This is a genomic window from Nonomuraea sp. NPDC001699 (genome assembly GCF_053596455.1).
Genome location: NZ_JBSFGF010000004.1, coordinates 172,292 through 189,327 on the forward strand (window position 1 = coordinate 172,292; position 17,036 = coordinate 189,327).

General features: G+C 70.5%; 21 protein-coding genes. 13 read left to right on the top strand and 8 right to left on the bottom strand.

Annotation, left to right across the window (positions count from 1 at the left end; translation table 11 throughout):
* Positions 1 to 18: 18 nt before the first annotated feature.
* Entirely contained in the window at positions 19 to 618 is a 600-nt protein-coding gene (grpE, locus tag ACWCSU_RS14185) for a nucleotide exchange factor GrpE (protein WP_357692490.1), read from the bottom strand.
* A complete protein-coding gene (gene dnaK / locus ACWCSU_RS14190; protein WP_357692488.1) occupies positions 618 to 2,489 on the bottom strand; it encodes a molecular chaperone DnaK in 1,872 nt (623 codons plus the stop codon). The genes grpE and dnaK overlap by 1 nt, the downstream gene beginning before the upstream one ends.
* Before the next feature lie 177 nt (positions 2,490 to 2,666).
* Here dnaK and ACWCSU_RS14195 point away from each other — a divergent pair, with 177 nt between their 5' ends.
* Positions 2,667 to 2,843 (top strand): hypothetical protein, encoded by a 177-nt coding sequence (locus tag ACWCSU_RS14195; protein WP_449935289.1) that lies wholly within the window; start codon positions 2,667 to 2,669, stop codon positions 2,841 to 2,843.
* Positions 2,844 to 2,868: 25 nt separating this feature from the next.
* The gene (locus tag ACWCSU_RS14200) at positions 2,869 to 3,063 is read left to right on the top strand and encodes a hypothetical protein (RefSeq protein WP_449935291.1); all 195 of its coding nucleotides are present in this window, start codon (positions 2,869 to 2,871) and stop codon (positions 3,061 to 3,063) included.
* On the opposite strand, the gene ACWCSU_RS14205 is transcribed toward ACWCSU_RS14200, so the two are convergent.
* The gene (locus ACWCSU_RS14205) at positions 3,060 to 3,503 is read right to left on the bottom strand and encodes a hypothetical protein (protein WP_357692484.1); all 444 of its coding nucleotides are present in this window, start codon (positions 3,501 to 3,503) and stop codon (positions 3,060 to 3,062) included. The two genes, ACWCSU_RS14200 and ACWCSU_RS14205, sit on opposite strands and share 4 nt — an antisense overlap.
* Before the next feature lie 81 nt (positions 3,504 to 3,584).
* Between ACWCSU_RS14205 and ACWCSU_RS14210 the strand changes: the two genes are divergently transcribed.
* Complete coding sequence (locus tag ACWCSU_RS14210) at positions 3,585 to 4,466, top strand: proline dehydrogenase family protein (protein ID WP_357692482.1); 882 nt, start codon at positions 3,585 to 3,587, stop codon at positions 4,464 to 4,466.
* Positions 4,467 to 4,505: 39 nt separating this feature from the next.
* The gene (proC, locus tag ACWCSU_RS14215) at positions 4,506 to 5,300 is read left to right on the top strand and encodes a pyrroline-5-carboxylate reductase (RefSeq protein ID WP_357692480.1); all 795 of its coding nucleotides are present in this window, start codon (positions 4,506 to 4,508) and stop codon (positions 5,298 to 5,300) included.
* Between the two features lie 16 nt (positions 5,301 to 5,316).
* On the opposite strand, the gene ACWCSU_RS14220 is transcribed toward proC, so the two are convergent.
* The 4 genes from ACWCSU_RS14220 to ACWCSU_RS14235 all read right to left on the bottom strand — a co-directional run bounded on the left by ACWCSU_RS14220 (position 5,317) and on the right by ACWCSU_RS14235 (position 8,783).
* Positions 5,317 to 6,060 carry an ABC transporter permease subunit gene (locus tag ACWCSU_RS14220; protein WP_449935293.1) on the bottom strand — a complete coding sequence of 248 codons (744 nt, stop codon included), beginning with the start codon at positions 6,058 to 6,060 and terminating at the stop codon, positions 5,317 to 5,319.
* Positions 6,057 to 6,947, bottom strand: coding sequence for an ABC transporter ATP-binding protein (locus ACWCSU_RS14225; protein WP_357692476.1), 891 nt, complete (start codon positions 6,945 to 6,947; stop codon positions 6,057 to 6,059). Before ACWCSU_RS14225 ends, ACWCSU_RS14220 begins: the two co-directional genes overlap by 4 nt.
* 82 nt (positions 6,948 to 7,029) lie before the next feature.
* On the bottom strand, positions 7,030 to 7,689 hold the full coding sequence (locus ACWCSU_RS14230) for a response regulator (RefSeq protein WP_449935294.1): 660 nt from the start codon (positions 7,687 to 7,689) through the stop codon (positions 7,030 to 7,032).
* Entirely contained in the window at positions 7,686 to 8,783 is a 1,098-nt protein-coding gene (locus tag ACWCSU_RS14235; protein ID WP_449935296.1) for a sensor histidine kinase, read from the bottom strand. Before ACWCSU_RS14235 ends, ACWCSU_RS14230 begins: the two co-directional genes overlap by 4 nt.
* Positions 8,784 to 8,941: 158 nt before the next feature.
* Here ACWCSU_RS14235 and ACWCSU_RS14240 point away from each other — a divergent pair, with 158 nt between their 5' ends.
* From ACWCSU_RS14240 to ACWCSU_RS14280, 9 genes are all read left to right on the top strand, one after another.
* Positions 8,942 to 10,105, top strand: a complete 1,164-nt coding sequence (locus tag ACWCSU_RS14240; protein WP_449935297.1) for an acetoin utilization protein AcuC — start codon at positions 8,942 to 8,944, stop codon at positions 10,103 to 10,105.
* 33 nt (positions 10,106 to 10,138) lie between these two features.
* Complete coding sequence (locus tag ACWCSU_RS14245; RefSeq protein ID WP_449935298.1) at positions 10,139 to 10,921, top strand: phosphatase; 783 nt, start codon at positions 10,139 to 10,141, stop codon at positions 10,919 to 10,921.
* A gap of 312 nt (positions 10,922 to 11,233) precedes the next feature.
* On the top strand, positions 11,234 to 11,437 hold the full coding sequence (locus ACWCSU_RS14250) for a helix-turn-helix domain-containing protein (RefSeq protein ID WP_026214222.1): 204 nt from the start codon (positions 11,234 to 11,236) through the stop codon (positions 11,435 to 11,437).
* Positions 11,438 to 11,612: 175 nt separating this feature from the next.
* Positions 11,613 to 11,711, top strand: a complete 99-nt coding sequence (locus ACWCSU_RS14255; protein ID WP_018654693.1) for a 30S ribosomal protein bS22 — start codon at positions 11,613 to 11,615, stop codon at positions 11,709 to 11,711.
* A gap of 22 nt (positions 11,712 to 11,733) precedes the next feature.
* Positions 11,734 to 12,729: an NAD-dependent epimerase/dehydratase family protein gene (locus ACWCSU_RS14260; protein WP_357692465.1), complete on the top strand. Its 996-nt coding sequence runs from the start codon at positions 11,734 to 11,736 to the stop codon at positions 12,727 to 12,729.
* Positions 12,726 to 13,628 carry a lysophospholipid acyltransferase family protein gene (locus ACWCSU_RS14265; RefSeq protein WP_397036421.1) on the top strand — a complete coding sequence of 301 codons (903 nt, stop codon included), beginning with the start codon at positions 12,726 to 12,728 and terminating at the stop codon, positions 13,626 to 13,628. The genes ACWCSU_RS14260 and ACWCSU_RS14265 overlap by 4 nt, the downstream gene beginning before the upstream one ends.
* A 71-nt stretch (positions 13,629 to 13,699) precedes the next feature.
* Positions 13,700 to 14,485 (top strand): SDR family NAD(P)-dependent oxidoreductase, encoded by a 786-nt coding sequence (locus ACWCSU_RS14270; protein WP_449935299.1) that lies wholly within the window; start codon positions 13,700 to 13,702, stop codon positions 14,483 to 14,485.
* Between the two features lie 58 nt (positions 14,486 to 14,543).
* Positions 14,544 to 15,125, top strand: coding sequence for an RNA polymerase sigma factor (locus ACWCSU_RS14275; protein ID WP_357692461.1), 582 nt, complete (start codon positions 14,544 to 14,546; stop codon positions 15,123 to 15,125).
* 2 nt (positions 15,126 to 15,127) lie between these two features.
* Positions 15,128 to 16,141, top strand: a complete 1,014-nt coding sequence (locus ACWCSU_RS14280) for an LCP family protein (protein ID WP_357692459.1) — start codon at positions 15,128 to 15,130, stop codon at positions 16,139 to 16,141.
* 5 nt (positions 16,142 to 16,146) lie between these two features.
* Here the strand turns inward: ACWCSU_RS14280 and ACWCSU_RS14285 are convergent, their stop codons facing one another.
* On the bottom strand, positions 16,147 to 17,016 hold the full coding sequence (locus tag ACWCSU_RS14285; protein WP_357692457.1) for an HAD family hydrolase: 870 nt from the start codon (positions 17,014 to 17,016) through the stop codon (positions 16,147 to 16,149).
* Between the last annotated feature and the right edge of the window lie 20 nt (positions 17,017 to 17,036).

A 17,036-nucleotide genomic window follows, 5' to 3' on the forward strand; every position in this document is an offset into this window, starting at 1 on the left:
ACGGCCCTTCGTCCTTTGTCAGTTTGCTTCGTCGTCATTGGACGCGGGAGGAGCGTCCTCGGGCTCGGCCACCGCGACCCGTGCCGGGCGCAGCACCCGCTCACCCATCCGGTATCCAGGCTGCAACACCTCGATCGCGGTGGGCTCCGTCACGTCGGGCGAGTAGCTGTGCATCAGCGCCTCGTGGACCGTCGGGTCGAACGGGTCGCCCTTCTGGCCGTAGGCGCTGAGACCCAGCTTGGTGAGCACCGATTCCAGCGACTCCGCCACCTTCGCGAAGCCACCGGTCAGCTCGCCGTGGTCACGGGCCCTTCCGATGTCGTCGAGCACGGGGAGGAGCTCGGTCAGCGCGCCGGCGACGGCCTGCTCGCGGACCGCGACCCGGTCGCGCTCGACCCTTCTGCGGTAGTTCGTGTACTCCGCCTGGAGGCGCTGGAGGTCGGCGGTCCGCTCGGCGAGCTGGGCCGCCAGCTCACCGTCGTGGGCCGCCGCCGGCGCCTGCTCGGCGGGCGCCTCGGGCTGCCCGCCCGAGGTCTCCCGAACCTCACCCGTCTCCGGGTCGATCTTGCGCTTGTCGCGGATCACCGGCTCCTCGTGCCCGTTGTCACGCGCCGGCATCACTGGTCCTTCTTCGGCTGGTCTTCGTCGACGATCTCGGCTTCGACCACGTCGTCGTCGGCCTTGGCGCCCTGACCGGCCGTGGCGTCCTGCGGAGCGCCCTCGGGACCGGCCTGCTGGCCCTGGCTGGCGGCGTAGATCGCCGAGCCCATCTTCTGGCTGACCGTGGCGAGCTTCTCCGCGGAGGTGCGGATGACGTCGGTGTCGGTGCCCTCAAGAGCCTTCTTCAGCTCGGCCAGGGCGTCGTTGACCTCGGTCTTGATGTCGCCGGGGACCTTGTCGTCGTTCTCGCGGAGGAACTTCTCCGTCTGGTAGGCCAGACCGTCCGCGTTGTTGCGGACCTCGGCCTCCTCGCGGCGCTTCTTGTCCTCCTCGGCGTACGACTCGGCCTCGCGCATCATGCGCGCGATGTCGTCCTTCGGCAGCGCGGAGCCGCCGGTGATCGTCATCGTCTGCTCCTTGCCCGTGCCCAGGTCCTTGGCGGAGACGTTGACGATGCCGTTGGCGTCGATGTCGAAGGTGACCTCGATCTGCGGGATGCCGCGCGGCGCCGGGGCGATGCCGGTCAGCTCGAAGGTGGCCAGCTTCTTGTTGTACGAGGCGATCTCGCGCTCGCCCTGGTAGACCTGGATCTGCACCGACGGCTGGTTGTCCTCGGCCGTGGTGAAGACCTCCGAGCGCTTGGTCGGGATCGTCGTGTTGCGCTCGATGATCTTGGTGAAGATGCCGCCCTTGGTCTCGATGCCCAGCGACAGCGGGGTCACGTCGAGCAGGAGGACGTCCTTGACCTCACCCTTGAGCACGCCGGCCTGGAGAGCCGCGCCGATGGCGACGACCTCGTCGGGGTTGACGCCCTTGTTGGGCTCCTTGCCGCCGGTCAGCTCGCGGACGAGCTCGGTGACGGCGGGCATACGGGTCGAGCCGCCGACGAGCACCACGTGGGCGATGTCGGAGACCTTGATGCCGGCGTCCTTGATGACCTGGTGGAACGGGCCCTTGGTCCGCTCGAGCAGGTCGGCCGTCAGGCGCTGGAACTCGGCCCTGGTCAGCTTCTCGTCGAGGTGCAGCGGGCCCTCGGAGGAAGCGGTGATGTAGGGCAGGTTGATGGTGGTCTCGGCCTGGCTGGACAGCTCGATCTTGGCCTTCTCCGCCGCCTCACGCAGGCGCTGGAGGGCCATCTTGTCCTTGGCGAGGTCGACGCCGTGGGCGTTCTGGAAGCGCTTGACGAGCTCGTCGACCACGCGCTGGTCCCAGTCGTCGCCACCGAGGTGGTTGTCGCCGGAGGTGGCCTTGACCTCGACGAAGCCGTGGCCGTCCTCCTGGCCGACGTCGAGCAGCGACACGTCGAAGGTGCCGCCGCCGAGGTCGAAGACCAGGATCGTCTGGTCCTGCTCCTTGTCGAGCCCGTAGGCGAGGGCCGCGGCGGTCGGCTCGTTGATGATGCGGAGCACGTTGAGGCCCGCGACCGTGCCGGCCTCCTTGGTGGCCTGGCGCTGGGCGTCGTTGAAGTACGCCGGGACGGTGACCACCGCGTCGGTGATCTTCTCGCCCAGGTACGCCTCGGCGTCCTGCTTCAGCTTCTGCAGCACGAAGGCGCTGATCTGCTGAGGGGAGAACTTCTTGCCGTCGATCTCCTGGGACCAGTTGGTGCCCATCTCGCGCTTGACCGAGCGGATCGTCCGGTCAACGTTGGTGACGGCCTGCCGCTTGGCGACCTCGCCCACCAGGACCTCGCCGTTCTTCGCGAAGGCGACCACGGACGGCGTGGTCCGCGAGCCCTGCGCGTTGGCGATGACGGTGGGCTCACCGCCCTCGAGGATCGAGACGACGGAGTTGGTCGTCCCAAGGTCGATACCTACCGCACGTGCCATGAGTACGTCCTTGTAGTCAAAGTTGAGTCGGTTGGACTCAAGCTACGGATGCGTGTCGTCTTTGTCAAACGACTTGAGCCTACCCGACTCAACCCCTCTGAGCGCGAAAGCATTCCCGGCAATCGGGCAACAACCACCGCGATTCCACACAACACGCGTAACGGGGGCGAACGCCTGGTGGTTCCACCCGATCGCAGGGTTGCCGGCCGCCAGGACGCAGGTCACGAGGAGGACGTCCTCGACCGCGTGGACGCCGCCCGCTTCACCAGGCTGCCGCTGCGTCCCGACCGGCGGGCCACGGTGCTCCGGTACCTGGCGGGCCTGCCCGCCACCGTCGCGCGGCGTCGTCCGTGACCCCGAGGGCAGGCAGGGACTGGAGGTGGTCACCGAGCCGAAGGCGTCGCGCGTCGAGGAGCCGCAACCCAAGCTGCTCCTCGACCAGGGCAGGGGCGAGCCGCTCACCGCAGCCGCCTACGCGACCGCGGGGGGGCAGGCCGTGACGTACCTGCCGGGGAACGGCTGGACCGACGCGCGCCCGGCCGTTCCCAAGGACTGCCGGCGCCCCGGACGCTAGGGCTTCGCGCCGTCCACGAGCTTGCGCTTGCCGAGGGCGTGCTTGAGCTTGACGGTCGTGGTCTTCTCCACGGCCAGCATGATGCAGGAGACGCTCTTGGCCTTGGGGGAGGTGCCCTCGTACAGGGTGATGGTGACCTTCTTGGCGGTCTCCTTGACCTTGACCTCGTCCAGCACGGTGCACGGCTCGACGCCCGACCACCAGGTGAGCCTCACCTGCTTGCCACGTGAGACGGGCGTGGCCTTGGTCCAGCGGACCTTGTGCACGTTGATGGCGTCGCCGACCGGCTTGACCGGCTCAGGCCCCTTGGTCGGGCCGGTGGTGACCGGTGTCACGGAGTGCTCGACGGGCGCCTGCGGCAACGGGCGGGCGGCCGGCGGCGCTGTGGCACAACTCGTCGCGAGCACCAGAGAACCGGCGAGAAGAGTCGCTGTCGTCATTGTGCGCATATCCATAAGACGAAAAGGGCAGGCCCGCGGTTCAGCGATATACCCAGGAAGTGGGCGGTTAGTGTGGGTCACGTGCTTCGTCAGGCAATGCTGGCCGTCTCCAAGAGCGAACGCGCCGAACGCGTCATCACCACTTCGCCGCTGACCAGGGACGTGGTCAAGCGATACGTCGCCGACGACGTCGGCGGGATCATCCGCGAGCTGTCCCACGAGGGCCTGCTCGTGACCGTCGACCACCTGGGCGAGGAGGTGACCGACCGGCGGCAGGCCGAGGAGGCCGTGCGCGAGTACCTGTCGCTCCTCGACCGGCTCCCGCCCGGCGGCGACGCCTCGGTCAAGCTGACCGCGCTCGGGCTGCGGCTGTCGGAGCAGGTCGCGCTGGACAACGCGGCCACCATCTGCGAGGCGGCCGCGCCCCGCGGCATCACGGTCACGCTCGACGCCGAGGAGCACGACACGATCGGCGGCCTGCACTTCGTCCACGCCACGCTGCGCAAGGAGCATCCCGACGTCGGGATCGTGGTCCAGGCGTACCTGCCGGACGCGCTCGAACGCTGCGAGAAGCTGGTCGGCGCCCGCGTACGGCTCTGCAAGGGGGCCTACACCGCCCCCGGCGCGTACAGCAGGCCGGCCGACATCGACCGCTCGTTCGTGCGCTGCCTCAGGATCCTCATGGCGGGCACCGGCTACCCCATGATCGCCACGCACGACCCGAGGATGATCCAGATCGCCTCCACCCTGGCCGTGCTCGACGGCCGCGACGTCAACGGCTTCGAGTACCAGATGTTGTACGGCGTGCGCCCCGCCGAGCAGCGCCGCCTGGCCGGTCTGGGCGGCCAGGTGCGCGTGTACGTCCCGTACGGCGCCGACTGGTACGCCTACCTCATGCGCCGCCTGGCCGAACGCCCCCGCAACCTGGCCTTCTTCCTCAGATCGCTGCTGTCGAGAGGCTAGTAGGCTGGGCCCGCGTCCGTTCCCCTCCGAGAGGTCGAGATGATCGCGATTCTGGGCACCGGCAAGATGGGCGAGGCCCTGCTGTCCGGGCTGCTGCGCGCCGGGTTCGAGCCGGGCGACATCATGGCGACCAGTCGCAGGCCGGAGCGGGCGCAGGCGCTGCGCGAGACCTACGGCGTGCGCACGGTCGACAACGCCGAGGCGGCCAAGGCGGCCGACACCCTGATCCTGGCCGTCAAGCCCCAGGACATGGCGACCCTGCTGGCCGAGATCGCCCCCTACGTCCCGGCCGACCGCCTGGTCATCTCTGCGGCGGCCGGCATCACCACCGCGTTCGTGGAGCAGCGGCTCGGCGTCGAGGTGCCGGTGGTCCGGGTCATGTCCAACACGCCGATCAAGTTCGACGAGGCGATGAGCGTGATCTCGGCGGGCGCGCACGCGGGCGAGGAGCACCTGAAGCTCACCGAGGGCCTGCTCAAGCCGGTCGGCAAGGTGCTGCGCATCCCCGAGTCCCAGCAGGACGCCGCGACCGCGCTGTCCGGCAGTGGCCCCGCCTACTTCTTCTACCTGGTCGAGGCCATGGTCGACGCGGGCATCCTGCTCGGCATGCCGCGGGCGGCCGCGCTCGACATGGTCACCCAGTCGATCGTCGGCGCGGCCGTGATGCTGCGCGACTCCGGTGAGCACCCGGTGATCCTGCGGGAGGCCGTCACCTCGCCGGGCGGCACCACGATCGCGGCCATCGCCGAGCTTGAGCGCCACAGCGTGCGCGCCGCCTTCCTGGCCGCCATCGAGGCCGCCCGCGACCGGGGGCGCCAGCTCGCCTCGGGCTGACCGGCGGCCGTGCGGCTCAGGCGTCCCGCCGCTGCATGAGGACGGCCCCGGCGACCACCGCGACGGCGACCCAGAGCAGGTAGACGCCGAGCCCGCTCCACGGCCCCAGCGGGTTGCCGGGCTGGTCCATCACGACCTCCATGCCGGCGTTGGTGGTGAAGTGGTGGGAGACGGTCTTGCCCCACTGGCCGGGCAGCATGCCGGTGAGCTGCGGCAGCACCAGCATCAGCGCGATGGCCGAGACGAGCGCGCCCGGCGTGTGCCGGACCACCGTGCCGAGCCCGAGCCCGAACAGGCCGCAGGCGGTGAGGTAGAGCCCGGCCCCGAGCACGGACCGCGCCGTCGCGCCCAGGTCGACCGAGGCCGGCTGGATGATCGCCAGGCCGACGGCCACCGCGGCGGCCGACGCGATCGTGCTGACGACCAGCGCCGTCGCGGTGAACACCACGACCTTGCCGCCGAGCAGCCTCATCCGCCGCGGCACCGCCATCATCGACGTGCGGATGCCGCCGGTCCGGTACTCGCTGGAGATCACCAGCACGCCCAGGGTGGCGATGGCCAGCGAGGCGAACATGATGCCGGAGAGGCCCGCCATGACGGCCTGGTCACCGGGGATGGGCCGCCCGTCGGCCGTGGCCTTGGACGCGAACGAGATGAGCCCGCCCAGGCCGATCATGAGCAGGGCGGTGACGGCGAGCGTCCACACCGTCGACCGCACCGAACGGATCTTGGTCCATTCGGACCTCAGGATGTCTGTCATGACGAGTACTCCACACTGTCCTTGGTGAGCTCCATGTAGGCCGCTTCGAGCGAGGGCTGCACGAACGTCAGCTCCTCCAGGGGGATCCCGGCCCGCGCGGTCAGGGTGCCGATCTCCAGCGTGCTCATCGCGGTGACGCGCAGGTGGTCCGGGTACAGCTCGCCCACCTTGACCAGGTCCGCGACCTCGGCCAGGCGCGGGGAGCGCACCCGTACGTAGCCCTGGGAGCTGCGTCCGATGAACTCCTGCACGCTCGTGTCGGCGATCAGCCGTCCCCGGCCGATGACGACCAGGTGGTCGGCCGTCTGGGCCATCTCGCTCATGAGGTGGCTGGAGACGAAGACCGTCCGCCCCTCGGCGGCCAGCTTGCGCATGAACGTGCGGATCCACAGGATGCCGTCGGGGTCGAGCCCGTTGACCGGCTCGTCGAAGAGCAGGATCTCAGGGTCGCCGAGCAGCGCGGCCGCGATGCCGAGGCGCTGCGACATGCCGAGCGAGAAGCCGCCGATCCGCCGTCGCGCCACCTCGCGCAGGCCGACGGACTCCAGCACCTCGTTCACCCGGCTCGCCGGGATGCCGTTGCTCTGGGCGATGGCCAGCAGATGGTTGCGGGCGCTGCGCCCGCCGTGCACGGCCTTGGCGTCCAGCAGCGCGCCCACCTTGCGCAGCGGGTGCCGGTGCTCCTGGTAGGGCCGCCCGTCCACCAGCACGGATCCGCCGGAGGGCCGGTCGAGGCCCAGGATCATGCGCATGGTCGTGGACTTGCCGGCGCCGTTCGGCCCGAGGAACCCGGTCACCTGACCGGGCTCGACGTCGAATGACAGGTCCGCGACGGCATGGGTGCCGCCGTAGCGCTTGCTCAGGTTGGTTGCGCGAATCGCCGTCATGCACTCAAGCGTGCCGTCGGCGGCCCGCGTTCCTCTTCGGCCGTGAGGACGTTCTTGCCGGGCGCCGCCTGGGAGCCTGGTCCTAGTCTCCAGGTTTGATCAGCGCCGCCTCGTACGCGGCGATCACCGCCTGGGCCCGGTCCCTGACCCCGATCTTGGCGAACAGGCTGGTCACGTGGTTCTTGACGGTCGAGGGGGAGACCGCCAGCTCCCCGGCGATCTCGGTGTTCGACCGGCCCCTGGCGATCAGGACGAGGATCTCCCGCTCGCGCTCGGTCAGCGCCTCCAGCACGCGCGGCACGGGCGCGGCCGGCGGCCTCGTCGCCCGGACGAACGTGCCGATCAGCCGGGTCAGCAGGCGCGGCGCGACCGCCGACTCGCCCCGGTGCACCACGCGGACGCCCTCGATCAGCTCCTCGGGGGAGACGTCCTTGGGCAGGAAGCCGTCGGCGCCCGCCCTGAGCGCCGCGACCACGTTCTCGTCCAGGTCGAACGTGCTCAGCGCGAGCACCCGCACGCCCGGCAGCTCCGAGGTGATCAGCTCGGTCGCCCGCACGCCGTCGAGCCCCGGCATGTGCAGGTCCATCAGCACCACGTCGGGCCGCAGCCGCCGGCTCAGCTCGACGGCCCGCTCGCCGTCGGCGGCCTCGCCCACCACCGACAGGTCGGGCTGGGCGTCGAGCATCAGCCTGAACCCCTTGCGCACCAGCTCGTGGTCGTCGACCAGCAGCACCGTGATCATGTTGCCTCCAGGGGGATGCGGGCGTGCACCCGGAATCCTCCCCCGGGACGCGGGCCGGTCGAAAGCCTTCCGCCGCACAGCGCGACCCGCTCGGCCATGCCGCCGAGCCCGAACCCGGGCGTGCCGCCCTGCTGGGCCACCCCGTCGTCGAGCACCTCGATCTCGACCGCCGCGGACCCGTAGGCCAGGAGCACGCTGGCCCGCGCGCCGCTCGCGTGCTTGCGGGTGTTGGTCAGGGCCTCCTGCACGATCCGGTAGACGGCGTGGTCCACGGCCGAGGGCAGCGTCACCGGCTCGCCCGTGACGGTCAGGCTGGCGGGCAGCCCGGCGCTCCTGGCCTCGCCGATGAGCGCGGGCAGCCGGTCGGCGCCCACGCCGGTCGCGGCATCCGGACCGTCGTTGCCGTCCGCGCGCAGGACGTGCAGCAGCCGGCGCATCTCCGCCATCGCCTGGCGGGCGGTCTGCTGGGCGCTCTCCAGCGCCTCGCGGGTGACCTCCTGCTCGGGCGCGAGTGTGGCCCGCGCGCCGCCGACCAGGGCGTTGATCACGGTGATGTGGTGCGCGACGACGTCGTGCAGCTCCCTCGCGATGCGCCGCCGCTCGGTCTGTACGGCGGCGTCGGCGGCCTCCCGCCTGCCGCGTTCGTTCAGCTCGGCCCTGGCCTTGACCAGCGCGCCGATCCCGGCCGGGATCGCGACGACGAAGGCGCCGGCCAGGAACTGGCCGAGGCCCGGCCCCTTGATCTCCATCACCGCGCCGTAGGCGACCATCCCCGCGACGGTCATGACCAATGACGGACGGCCGGAGGAGTAGCGGGCCAGGCTGTAGAAGGCGATGGCCTCCGGAGCGCTGGCCGACGTCACCAGCCCCGCCGCGATGCCGATCACGTCGAGCGCCGTGACGGCCGCCGCCACCGGCACCGGCCTGCTCCGGCGGACCAGCAGCAGCACGCTGGTCAGCAGGAAGTGCGCCGACCCCAACGCCCCCGCCATCCCCGTCTGGAAGGACGAGAGGAGCAGCCCGAGGCCCGCGAGCACGGCGAGCACGACCACGATCGTGGTGTCGAAAACCCGGGGTCGTCGGAAGAAATTCAAGATTCTGAGGAAAGGTCGCGCCCAGCGCACCATAAAACACTAAGTCACGAAATTGCTGATGCGACCGAAGGCGTCCGCGACGATCACCCGGGCTACAACCAGAAGAGGGCGCTGCGGTAACGTCGGCGCAAGGTGAGGGAGCGCGCGAAGGGCGAGGCATGAGCCGAACGGCACGGGTCATCTGGGACGAAGCTCTCACCTCCTACAATTTCGGCCCAAGCCACCCATTGGCACCCATCAGGGTCGAGCTGACGATCGCGCTCGCCCGCGCGCTGGGCGTGCTCGACAAGGTCGAGATGGCCGGCTGCGTGCCCGCCGGCGACGACGAGCTGGCCCTGGTCCACGACCGCGGCTACATCGAGGCGGTCAAGGGCGTCTCGGTCGCCGGCGTGCCCGACCTGCGGGCCGGGCTCGGCACCACCGACAACCCCGCCTTCAAGGGCGTGCACGAGGCGTCCGCGCTGATCGCGGGGGCATCCCTGGCGGCGGCGCGCGCGGTCTGGGAGGGCGCGGCCGAGCACGCGGTCAACGTCGCGGGCGGGCTCCACCACGCCATGCCGGCCGCCGCCAGCGGCTTCTGCGTCTACAACGACCCCGCCCTGGCCATCGCCTGGCTGCTGGAGCAGGGGGCCACGCGGGTGGCGTACGTGGACGTCGACGTGCACCACGGCGACGGCGTGCAGGCCGTCTTCTACGACGACCCGCGCGTGCTGACGATCAGCCTGCACGAGAGCCCCCGCACGCTGTTCCCCGGCACCGGCTTCCCCCACGAGACCGGCGCGGACGGAACGGCCGTCAACGTGGCGCTCCCGGCCGGCTGCGGCGACTCCGGCTGGCTGCGCGCCTTCCACGCGGTCGTGCCGCCGCTGCTGCGCGAGTTCGACCCTGAGATCCTGGTCACCCAGCACGGCTGCGACAGCCACGCCCTCGACCCCCTCGCCAACCTCATGCTCAGCATCGACGGCCAGCGCGCCGCCTACGCCGCCCTGCACGAGCTGGCGCACGAGACGGCGGGCGGCCGGTGGATCGCGGTGGGCGGCGGCGGTTACGAGCTCGTCCAGGTCGTGCCGCGCATCTGGACGCACCTCATCGCCGAGGCCGCCGGCCATCCCGTCGATCCGGCCACGCCCACCCCCGAGAGCTGGCGCCAGTACGTCAGAGAGCGCACCGGCGAGGTGCCCCCGCTGACCATGACCGACGGACGACACCCGGAATTTCACGACTTCTCCGACGGTTATGACCCAGCGGACCCCATCGACCGTGCGGTCATGGCGACCCGGCGCGCGGTGTTCCCCCTGCACGGCCTCGACCCGATGCCCTGACGACGCTTGACGTGCCCCTGATGAGGAAGACCTGTGCTGAGCCGCGACGAACTCCGCCGACACCTGATCCGAACCCGCATCGCCGGTGACGTCGCGACGTCGCGCGAGAACAACCTCGACCACTACAGCTCGCTGGCCAACCGCGACCCCTACTACATGCTCGGCCTGACGTTCGAGCAGCCGTGGTCCTTCCGGGACGTCCTCGCCCTGATGGCCAAGTCGGCGGGCGTGGTCGCCGATCCCGGTCACCGCCGGGGCCAGGACACCATCGACGCCGACCTGACGATCGACGCGATCGACGCCATGGCCGATCGGATCGCGTCCGTGCTGGCGCGGCCGGCCCCGCGCGTGCTGTTCGCCACCGGGCACCCGACCGGGCTGCTCGCCGTCCACCTGCCGCTGGCCAGGTTCGCCGTCGAGCGCGGTGCGACCCTGCTCACCCCGGCCGAGGGCTGGACGTACGCCGGCTCCGACTTCGGCCGGGCGCGCCGCCTGCGCTACCTCCAGGACGTCGCCATGCTCGACGACCGCGGCGGCTTCGTGCACACCCACGACTCGGCCCCGATGCGGCACATGCTCGACGAGCTCGAAGGCGAGCTGCCCGACCTGGTGATCGCCGACCACGGCTGGGCGGGAGCGGCGGGCGAGGCGGGGGTGCCGACGGTGGCCTTCGCCGACAGCAACGACCCCGGACTGTTCCTCGGCGAGGCCGAGGGAAAGATCGACGTGGTCGTGCCACTCGACGACAATGTGCTACCGCGCTATTACGCTCCGCTGACCGAGCGGTTGGTCACTCTGGTCTCACGAGCCCTTTGAGTCGAAAACGGCCCTCCCCATACCGTCTTTTCGCGCCTGCATTCCAAGGGGCTCGCTGTCCCTTTGCCAACTTTTGATGGTGCTTGGGCGACTCTTATGTGTGGCAACTTGGACAGTTCCAAGGTCCAGGCGAGGTGCTCGGCCTGGCTGCTAACCAGCGACTTTACTGGTCCGGCTGACAGGTGGCTCCGTGGACTGAGAAAATAGGGGGTTTGCGCACCCGGAGTCCCGACTTACGCTGACGGCAGTACACGTGCGTGAGCAATGGCACCAGTGGGGATAACCCGGAAACACGTGCGGAAGAGGCGTCCGATGGGTGCAGGCGAAAGACCTCTCAGCGAGGTGAAGTTCCTGACCGTGGCAGAAGTGGCGACGGTCATGAGGGTGTCCAAGATGACGGTGTACCGGCTCGTCCACTCAGGTGAGCTGCCGGCCATCCGAGTAGGCCGGTCGTTCAGAGTGCCCGAGCAGGCGGTCCACGACTATCTGCGGGAGGCCTACATCGAGGCAGGTTGAAGTAGCGGCGCGCCCGAACGCGCCGTGAATTCGGTCGCGGGAGAGGCCCGGCCTGCGCACCACGAGGCCGGGCTTTCACCCCCCAAGGGGCGATCCACCTCGGATCGCCGGTAGTCTGTCACCCGGTGTGCGCTCGCACATCGATTCAGACTTGCTATCAGTACCTGGGGGTCCCGTGGGCTCTGTGATCAAGAAGCGCCGCAAGCGGATGGCCAAGAAGAAGCACCGCAAGCTGCTCAAGAAGACGCGCATCCAGCGGCGTAACAAGAAGTAACCGACGCAGCTGCGAGGCGCTGATGACCCACACCGTGCTTGTCACCGGGGTCTCGCGCCACATAGGCGCCCGGGTGGCGAGCGTCCTCGCGGCTGACCCGGAGATCAGCCGCGTCATCGGAGTGGACACCGTGCCGCCCCCCTCGCTGACGCGGGATGGCGGCATCACTCTGGGCCGGACGGAGTTCGTCCGGGTCGATCTGCGCAGCCCCGACATCGCTCAGGTGATCGCGGCCGCGGACATCGACACCGTTGTGCACATGAGCCTGGTCAGCGCCCCGTCCAAGGGCGACGGCAGGGCTGCCATGAAGGAGCACAACGTCATAGGCACCATGCAACTGCTCGGTGCCTGCCAGCGGTCGTCGACCGTGCGGCGCGTGGTGGTGCGCTCCACCACCGCCGTCTACGGCTCGTCCCCGCGCGATCCGGCGGTGTTCACCGAGGACCTGGAGCCGCACGAAGGCCCCGTCCACGGCTACGCCAAGGACGCGGCCGAGGTCGAGGGCTACGTGCGCGGTTTCGCGCGCCGCCGGCCCGACGTCACGGTGTCGCTGCTGCGCTTCGCCAACTTCATGGGTCCGGGCGTCGACTCGCCGCTCACGCGTTACTTCACCCAGCCCGTCCTGCCGACGGTGTTCGGCTTCGATCCGCGGTTGCAGTTCGTCCATGAGGACGACGCGGTCGAGGTGCTGCGCAGGATGGCGAACGAAGACCACCCCGGCACGTTCAACGTGGCCGGGGCAGGCGTGTTGCTGCTGTCGCAGTGCGCGCGCCGGGCGGGGCGGGCGTCGCTGCCGCTGTTCTCGCCGGTCTTCCGCGCGCTCGGCAACACCGTGCGCCGGGTGGGCCTCGTCGAGTACTCGCCCGAGCAGCTCCGGCTGATGAGTTACGGCCGGGCGGTCGACACCTCCAAGCTGGAGGCCGAGCTGGGCTGGCGGCCCAAGTACACCACCGCGGCGGCCTTCGACGACTTCGTGCGTTCGCGGGGTATGCATCCGTTCGGAGGTGTGCGTACGTGAGCGTGCCGCACGACGAAGAGGAGGGCCGCGTGATCCCGATCCGCGCCGCGCCCTCGTTCGAGGAGCCCGATCCGCTGGCCCGGGTGCTGGCGTTCGTCCGCCGGCGCATCACCGGCGAGTACGACGTCGACGAGTTCGGCTACGACCCCGAGCTGACCGACAAGGTGCTGCTCGAACTGATCAGGCCGCTCTACCACCACTGGTTCAGGGTGGAGACGGCCGAGCTGAAGAACGTGCCCGCCGAGGGCGGCGCGCTGGTGGTGGCCAACCACTCGGGCACGCTGCCGGTCGACGCGCTCATGATGCAGGTCGCGCTGCACGACGAGGCCGGGCGGGCCGTCCGCCTGCTCGGGGCCGACCTGGTCTACCAGCTTCCGCTGCTCGGCCATCTGTCCCGCAAGACCGGCCACACCCTGGCCTGCCCCGAGGACGCCGACCGGCTGCTGCGCAAGGGCGAGCTGGTCGGGGTGTTCCCCGAGGGGTTCAAGGGGGTCGGCAAGCCGTTCTCCGAGCGCTACAAGCTGCAGCGGTTCGGCCGGGGCGGGTTCGTGGCCTCGGCGATCCGCGCGGGCGTGCCGATCGTGCCCACGGCCATCGTGGGGGCCGAGGAGATCTATCCGAAGATCGGCGACCTGAAGTTCCTGGCCCGCCTGCTCGGCGTCCCCTACCTGCCGATCACGCCGTTCTTCCCGCTGCTCGGGCCGCTCGGGCTGGTGCCGCTGCCGTCGAAGTGGATGATCGAGTTCGGCGAGCCGATCCGCACCGACGAGTACGAGCCCGCCGCGGCCGACGACCCGATGCTGGTGTTCAACCTGACCGACCACGTGCGCGAGGTCATCCAGCAGATGCTCAACGAGTTGCGGCTGCGCAGAGGGCCGGCCTTCCCGCCGCTTCTGTGAAAGTGCAACCGGTCGCGCAGGGCCGGTGTTCTTCCCGGTGTAGTCACTGACACCCGAGAGGAACCTCTTCGATGGATCTCCAGCTTTCCGGCCGTGTGGCCGTCGTCACCGGCGCGTCCAAGGGCATCGGCCTGGCCGTGGCGCGCACCCTGGCGGAGGAGGGCGTGCACGTCGTGGCGGCCTCGCGCACCGCGCCCGACGCCAAGGTGACGCACGTCGCGGTGGACCTGATGGACCCGCAGGCGCCCGCCCAGGTGATCGCCCGCGCCGTCGAGGAGTTCGGCGGCGTGGACATCCTGGTCAACAACGCCGGCGGGCCGCCCCCCGGCGTGACGCTGCCCCGGATCGGCTTCCTGACGCCCGGCGACGACGACTGGCAGGTCATGTTCGAGTTCAACCTGTTCTCGGCCGTACGCATGATCCGCGCGGCCGTGCCCCACCTGGTGGAGCGCGGCGGCGGCTCGATCGTGAACATCTCCTCCGGCTCGGCCCGCCAGCCCGGCGCCATGAACGTGGACTACGGCGCGGCCAAGGCCGCCATGAACCACGTGAGCAAGGCCGTCTCCGAGGAGTACGGCCCGCAGGGCGTCCGGGTGAACACGATCTCGCCCGGCCCGGTGCTCACCGACTGGTGGACCAAGGACGGCGGCGCCGCCGACGTCATCGCCGGGATGGCCGGGGCGTCGAAGGACGACGTGATCGCCCAGGTCGCCCCCGGCATGATGAAGCTGGCCACCGGGCGTCTGGTGAGCCCGCAGGAGATCGCCGACATGGTCGCCCTGCTGGTCTCGCCGCGTTCGGGCAGCACGACCGGCGCCGACATCGCCGTGGACGGCGGCTTCCTCAAGGAGATCTGAACCCTCCTGGCGGGTTGTGGCAAGACATCCGTGACCGATTCCCCACAGAAGGGCGGAGATGATCACGCAACCCGCCACCAGAGGGGCGGACTCGGAGCTGGTGAGCGCCTCCTTGACGGAACCGGAGGCGTTCGCCGAGCTGTTCGACCGCTACTCCGCCATGCTCTACCGGTACGTCTCCAAACGCCTCGGCCCCGAGCCCGCCGAGGATCTCGTCGGTGAGACGTTCCTTGTCGCCTTCTCCCGCAGGAAGAGCTACGACCTGTCGTACCCCGACGCCAGGCCGTGGCTCTTCGGGATCCTCACCAAGCTCATCTCCCGCCACCACCGCAAGGAGGCGGCGCGTTACCGGGCGTTCCTGCGTGCCCCCGTCGACCACGACGTGGAGTCGCCCGCCGACCGCGTCGCCGCGGGGGTCACCGCGCAGGCCGCCGGACCCCGTCTGGCGGGCGCCCTGGCCGCGCTTCCCGCCAAGGACCGGGACGTCCTGCTGCTGATCGCCTGGGGGGACCTCACGTACGAGGAGGCCGCCCAGGCGCTCGGCATCCCGATCGGAACCGTGCGCTCCCGCCTCAACAGGGGCAGGCGGAAGGTGCGGGCCGCGCTCGGCGACACCAACCCCATGCTGGAGGAGGAGTGACCATGGACGATCTGAGGATGCTCCGCGACCTCGGCGGGGCTCTGGAGCACGAGCCGCCCGCGACGCTCGTCCGCCAGCGCGAACGCCTGCTGCGGGACCGCCCGCGCCGCAGGTGGACGCCCTTCTGGACGGCCGGGCTCGTCGCCGTGGGCACGGCCGCGGCCGTCGCGGTGCCGACCCTGCTGGTCAACGGCAACACCGTGGCCGCGCCGGCGATGGGCCCGGGGGCGGCCGACATGAGCGGCGCCCGCAACATCCTGGTGATCGGCTCGGACACGCGCGACGGGCCGGGCAACGCCAAGTACGGCCCCGCCATGGCCAGGACCCCCGGCAAGGGCGGCGGGCGCTCCGACACCATCCTGCTCGTGCACGTGCCCGCCGACCGCGGCGCGGCCGTCGGGGTCAGCCTGCCGCGCGACTCGCTCGTGCGCATCCCGGCGTGCGGGTCGCAGCCGGCGAGACGGGACATGATCAACTCGGCGTACAACTCGGGGGGAGCGAGCTGCCTGAGGAAGACGCTGGAGAAGCTGACCGACGTCCGCATCGACCACACGGTCGAGGTCGACTTCACCGGTTTCAAGGGCATGGTGGACGCGCTCGGCGGCGTGGAGATCACGCTCAGGACGCCCGTGGACGACAAGGCGTCGAAGCTGAAGCTGCCCGCGGGCAGGGTCCAGCTCGACGGCGAGAGCGCCCTCGGCTACGCCCGCCTGCGCCGCTACGGCGACGGCTCGGACGTCCAGCGGATCAAGCGGCAGCAGATCCTGATGCTGGCGCTGCTGAAGAAGGCGAAGAGCGCGGCCTCCGACCCGAACCGGCTGAACGCCTTCCTCGGACAGGTGAGCAAGTCGATCAAGACGGACATGAGCCTCGAATCCATGGTCGAGCTGGCCACGAGCACGTCCGCGACGCGGATGTCGTTCGTCACCGTGCCGTGGAAGCCGGCCAAGGACGATCCGAACCGGCTCGAATGGCGGCAGCCCGAGGCCGCGAAGCTGTTCGAGCGCCTGCGATAGGCGGGTCAGTGGGAGCGGTAGTGCCTGCGCAGGGCGATGCCCGCCGCGACGCCGCCCGCGATCGCGCCGACCCCGGCAGCGATCGGCAGGGCCGTCATGGTGGCCTTGCGGCCGGTGCGGAAGTCCTTGACCGGCCAGTCGTGCTTCCTGGCGTGCTCGCGCAGCTCGCTGTCGGGGTTGATCGCCACCGCGCTGCCGACCAGCGACAACATCGGCAGGTCGTTGGCCGAGTCGCTGTAGGCGGTGCAGCGGGTCAGGTCGAGCCCCTCGCGGCGGGCCAGCGCGCGCACCGCCTCCGCCTTGGCCGGGCCGTGGAGCAGGTCGCCCACCAGATGGCCGGTGTAGATGCCACCGGCCGTCTCGGCGACCGTGCCGAGCGCGCCGGTGAGGCCGAGCCGCTGGGCGATGACCCGGGCCAGCTCGACGGGCGTGGCCGTGACGAGCCACACCCGCTGGCCGGCGTCGAGGTGGCTCTGCGCGAGCGCGCGCGTGCCGCCCCAGATGCGGTCGGCCATGACCTCGTCGTAGATCTCCTCGCCGAGATGGACGACGTCGTCGACCTTGGCGCCCGCGACGAAGGCGAGCGCGGTCTCCCGGGCGACCGCGATGTGCTCGGGGTTCTCGTTGCCCCGCAGCCGGAACACGGCCTGGCCCACGGCGAACTTCAGCAGGTCGGAGGTGGTGAACATGCCGCGCGTGGCAAGGCCGCGGGCGAAGTGGTAGATGGAGGCGCCGCGCATCATGGTGTTGTCGACGTCGAAGAAGGCCGCCGCCTCCAGGTCGGGCTCGACCGGCTCGGCCGGCGCGACGGTGACCGCCGCCCGCGCCGCGGCCTCGCCGGCGGCCTCGGCCCCAACCTCGTGTCGTCGTCGCATTAGCCGCCACATGCGGTTCA

Coding starts and splice junctions, on each gene's coding strand:
- grpE (WP_357692490.1), bottom strand. CDS start 618: ATGCCGGCGCGTGACAACGGGCACGAGGAGCCGGTGATCCGCGACAAG.
- ACWCSU_RS14270 (WP_449935299.1), top strand. CDS start 13,700: ATGGATCTCCAGCTTTCCGGCCGTGTGGCCGTCGTCACCGGCGCGTCC.
- ACWCSU_RS14260 (WP_357692465.1), top strand. CDS start 11,734: ATGACCCACACCGTGCTTGTCACCGGGGTCTCGCGCCACATAGGCGCC.
- ACWCSU_RS14225 (WP_357692476.1), bottom strand. CDS start 6,947: ATGACGGCGATTCGCGCAACCAACCTGAGCAAGCGCTACGGCGGCACC.
- dnaK (WP_357692488.1), bottom strand. CDS start 2,489: ATGGCACGTGCGGTAGGTATCGACCTTGGGACGACCAACTCCGTCGTC.
- ACWCSU_RS14285 (WP_357692457.1), bottom strand. CDS start 17,016: ATGCGACGACGACACGAGGTTGGGGCCGAGGCCGCCGGCGAGGCCGCG.
- ACWCSU_RS14230 (WP_449935294.1), bottom strand. CDS start 7,689: ATGATCACGGTGCTGCTGGTCGACGACCACGAGCTGGTGCGCAAGGGG.
- ACWCSU_RS14275 (WP_357692461.1), top strand. CDS start 14,544: ATGATCACGCAACCCGCCACCAGAGGGGCGGACTCGGAGCTGGTGAGC.
- ACWCSU_RS14250 (WP_026214222.1), top strand. CDS start 11,234: ATGGGTGCAGGCGAAAGACCTCTCAGCGAGGTGAAGTTCCTGACCGTG.
- ACWCSU_RS14280 (WP_357692459.1), top strand. CDS start 15,128: ATGGACGATCTGAGGATGCTCCGCGACCTCGGCGGGGCTCTGGAGCAC.
- ACWCSU_RS14240 (WP_449935297.1), top strand. CDS start 8,942: ATGAGCCGAACGGCACGGGTCATCTGGGACGAAGCTCTCACCTCCTAC.
- proC (WP_357692480.1), top strand. CDS start 4,506: ATGATCGCGATTCTGGGCACCGGCAAGATGGGCGAGGCCCTGCTGTCC.
- ACWCSU_RS14220 (WP_449935293.1), bottom strand. CDS start 6,060: ATGACAGACATCCTGAGGTCCGAATGGACCAAGATCCGTTCGGTGCGG.
- ACWCSU_RS14205 (WP_357692484.1), bottom strand. CDS start 3,503: ATGACGACAGCGACTCTTCTCGCCGGTTCTCTGGTGCTCGCGACGAGT.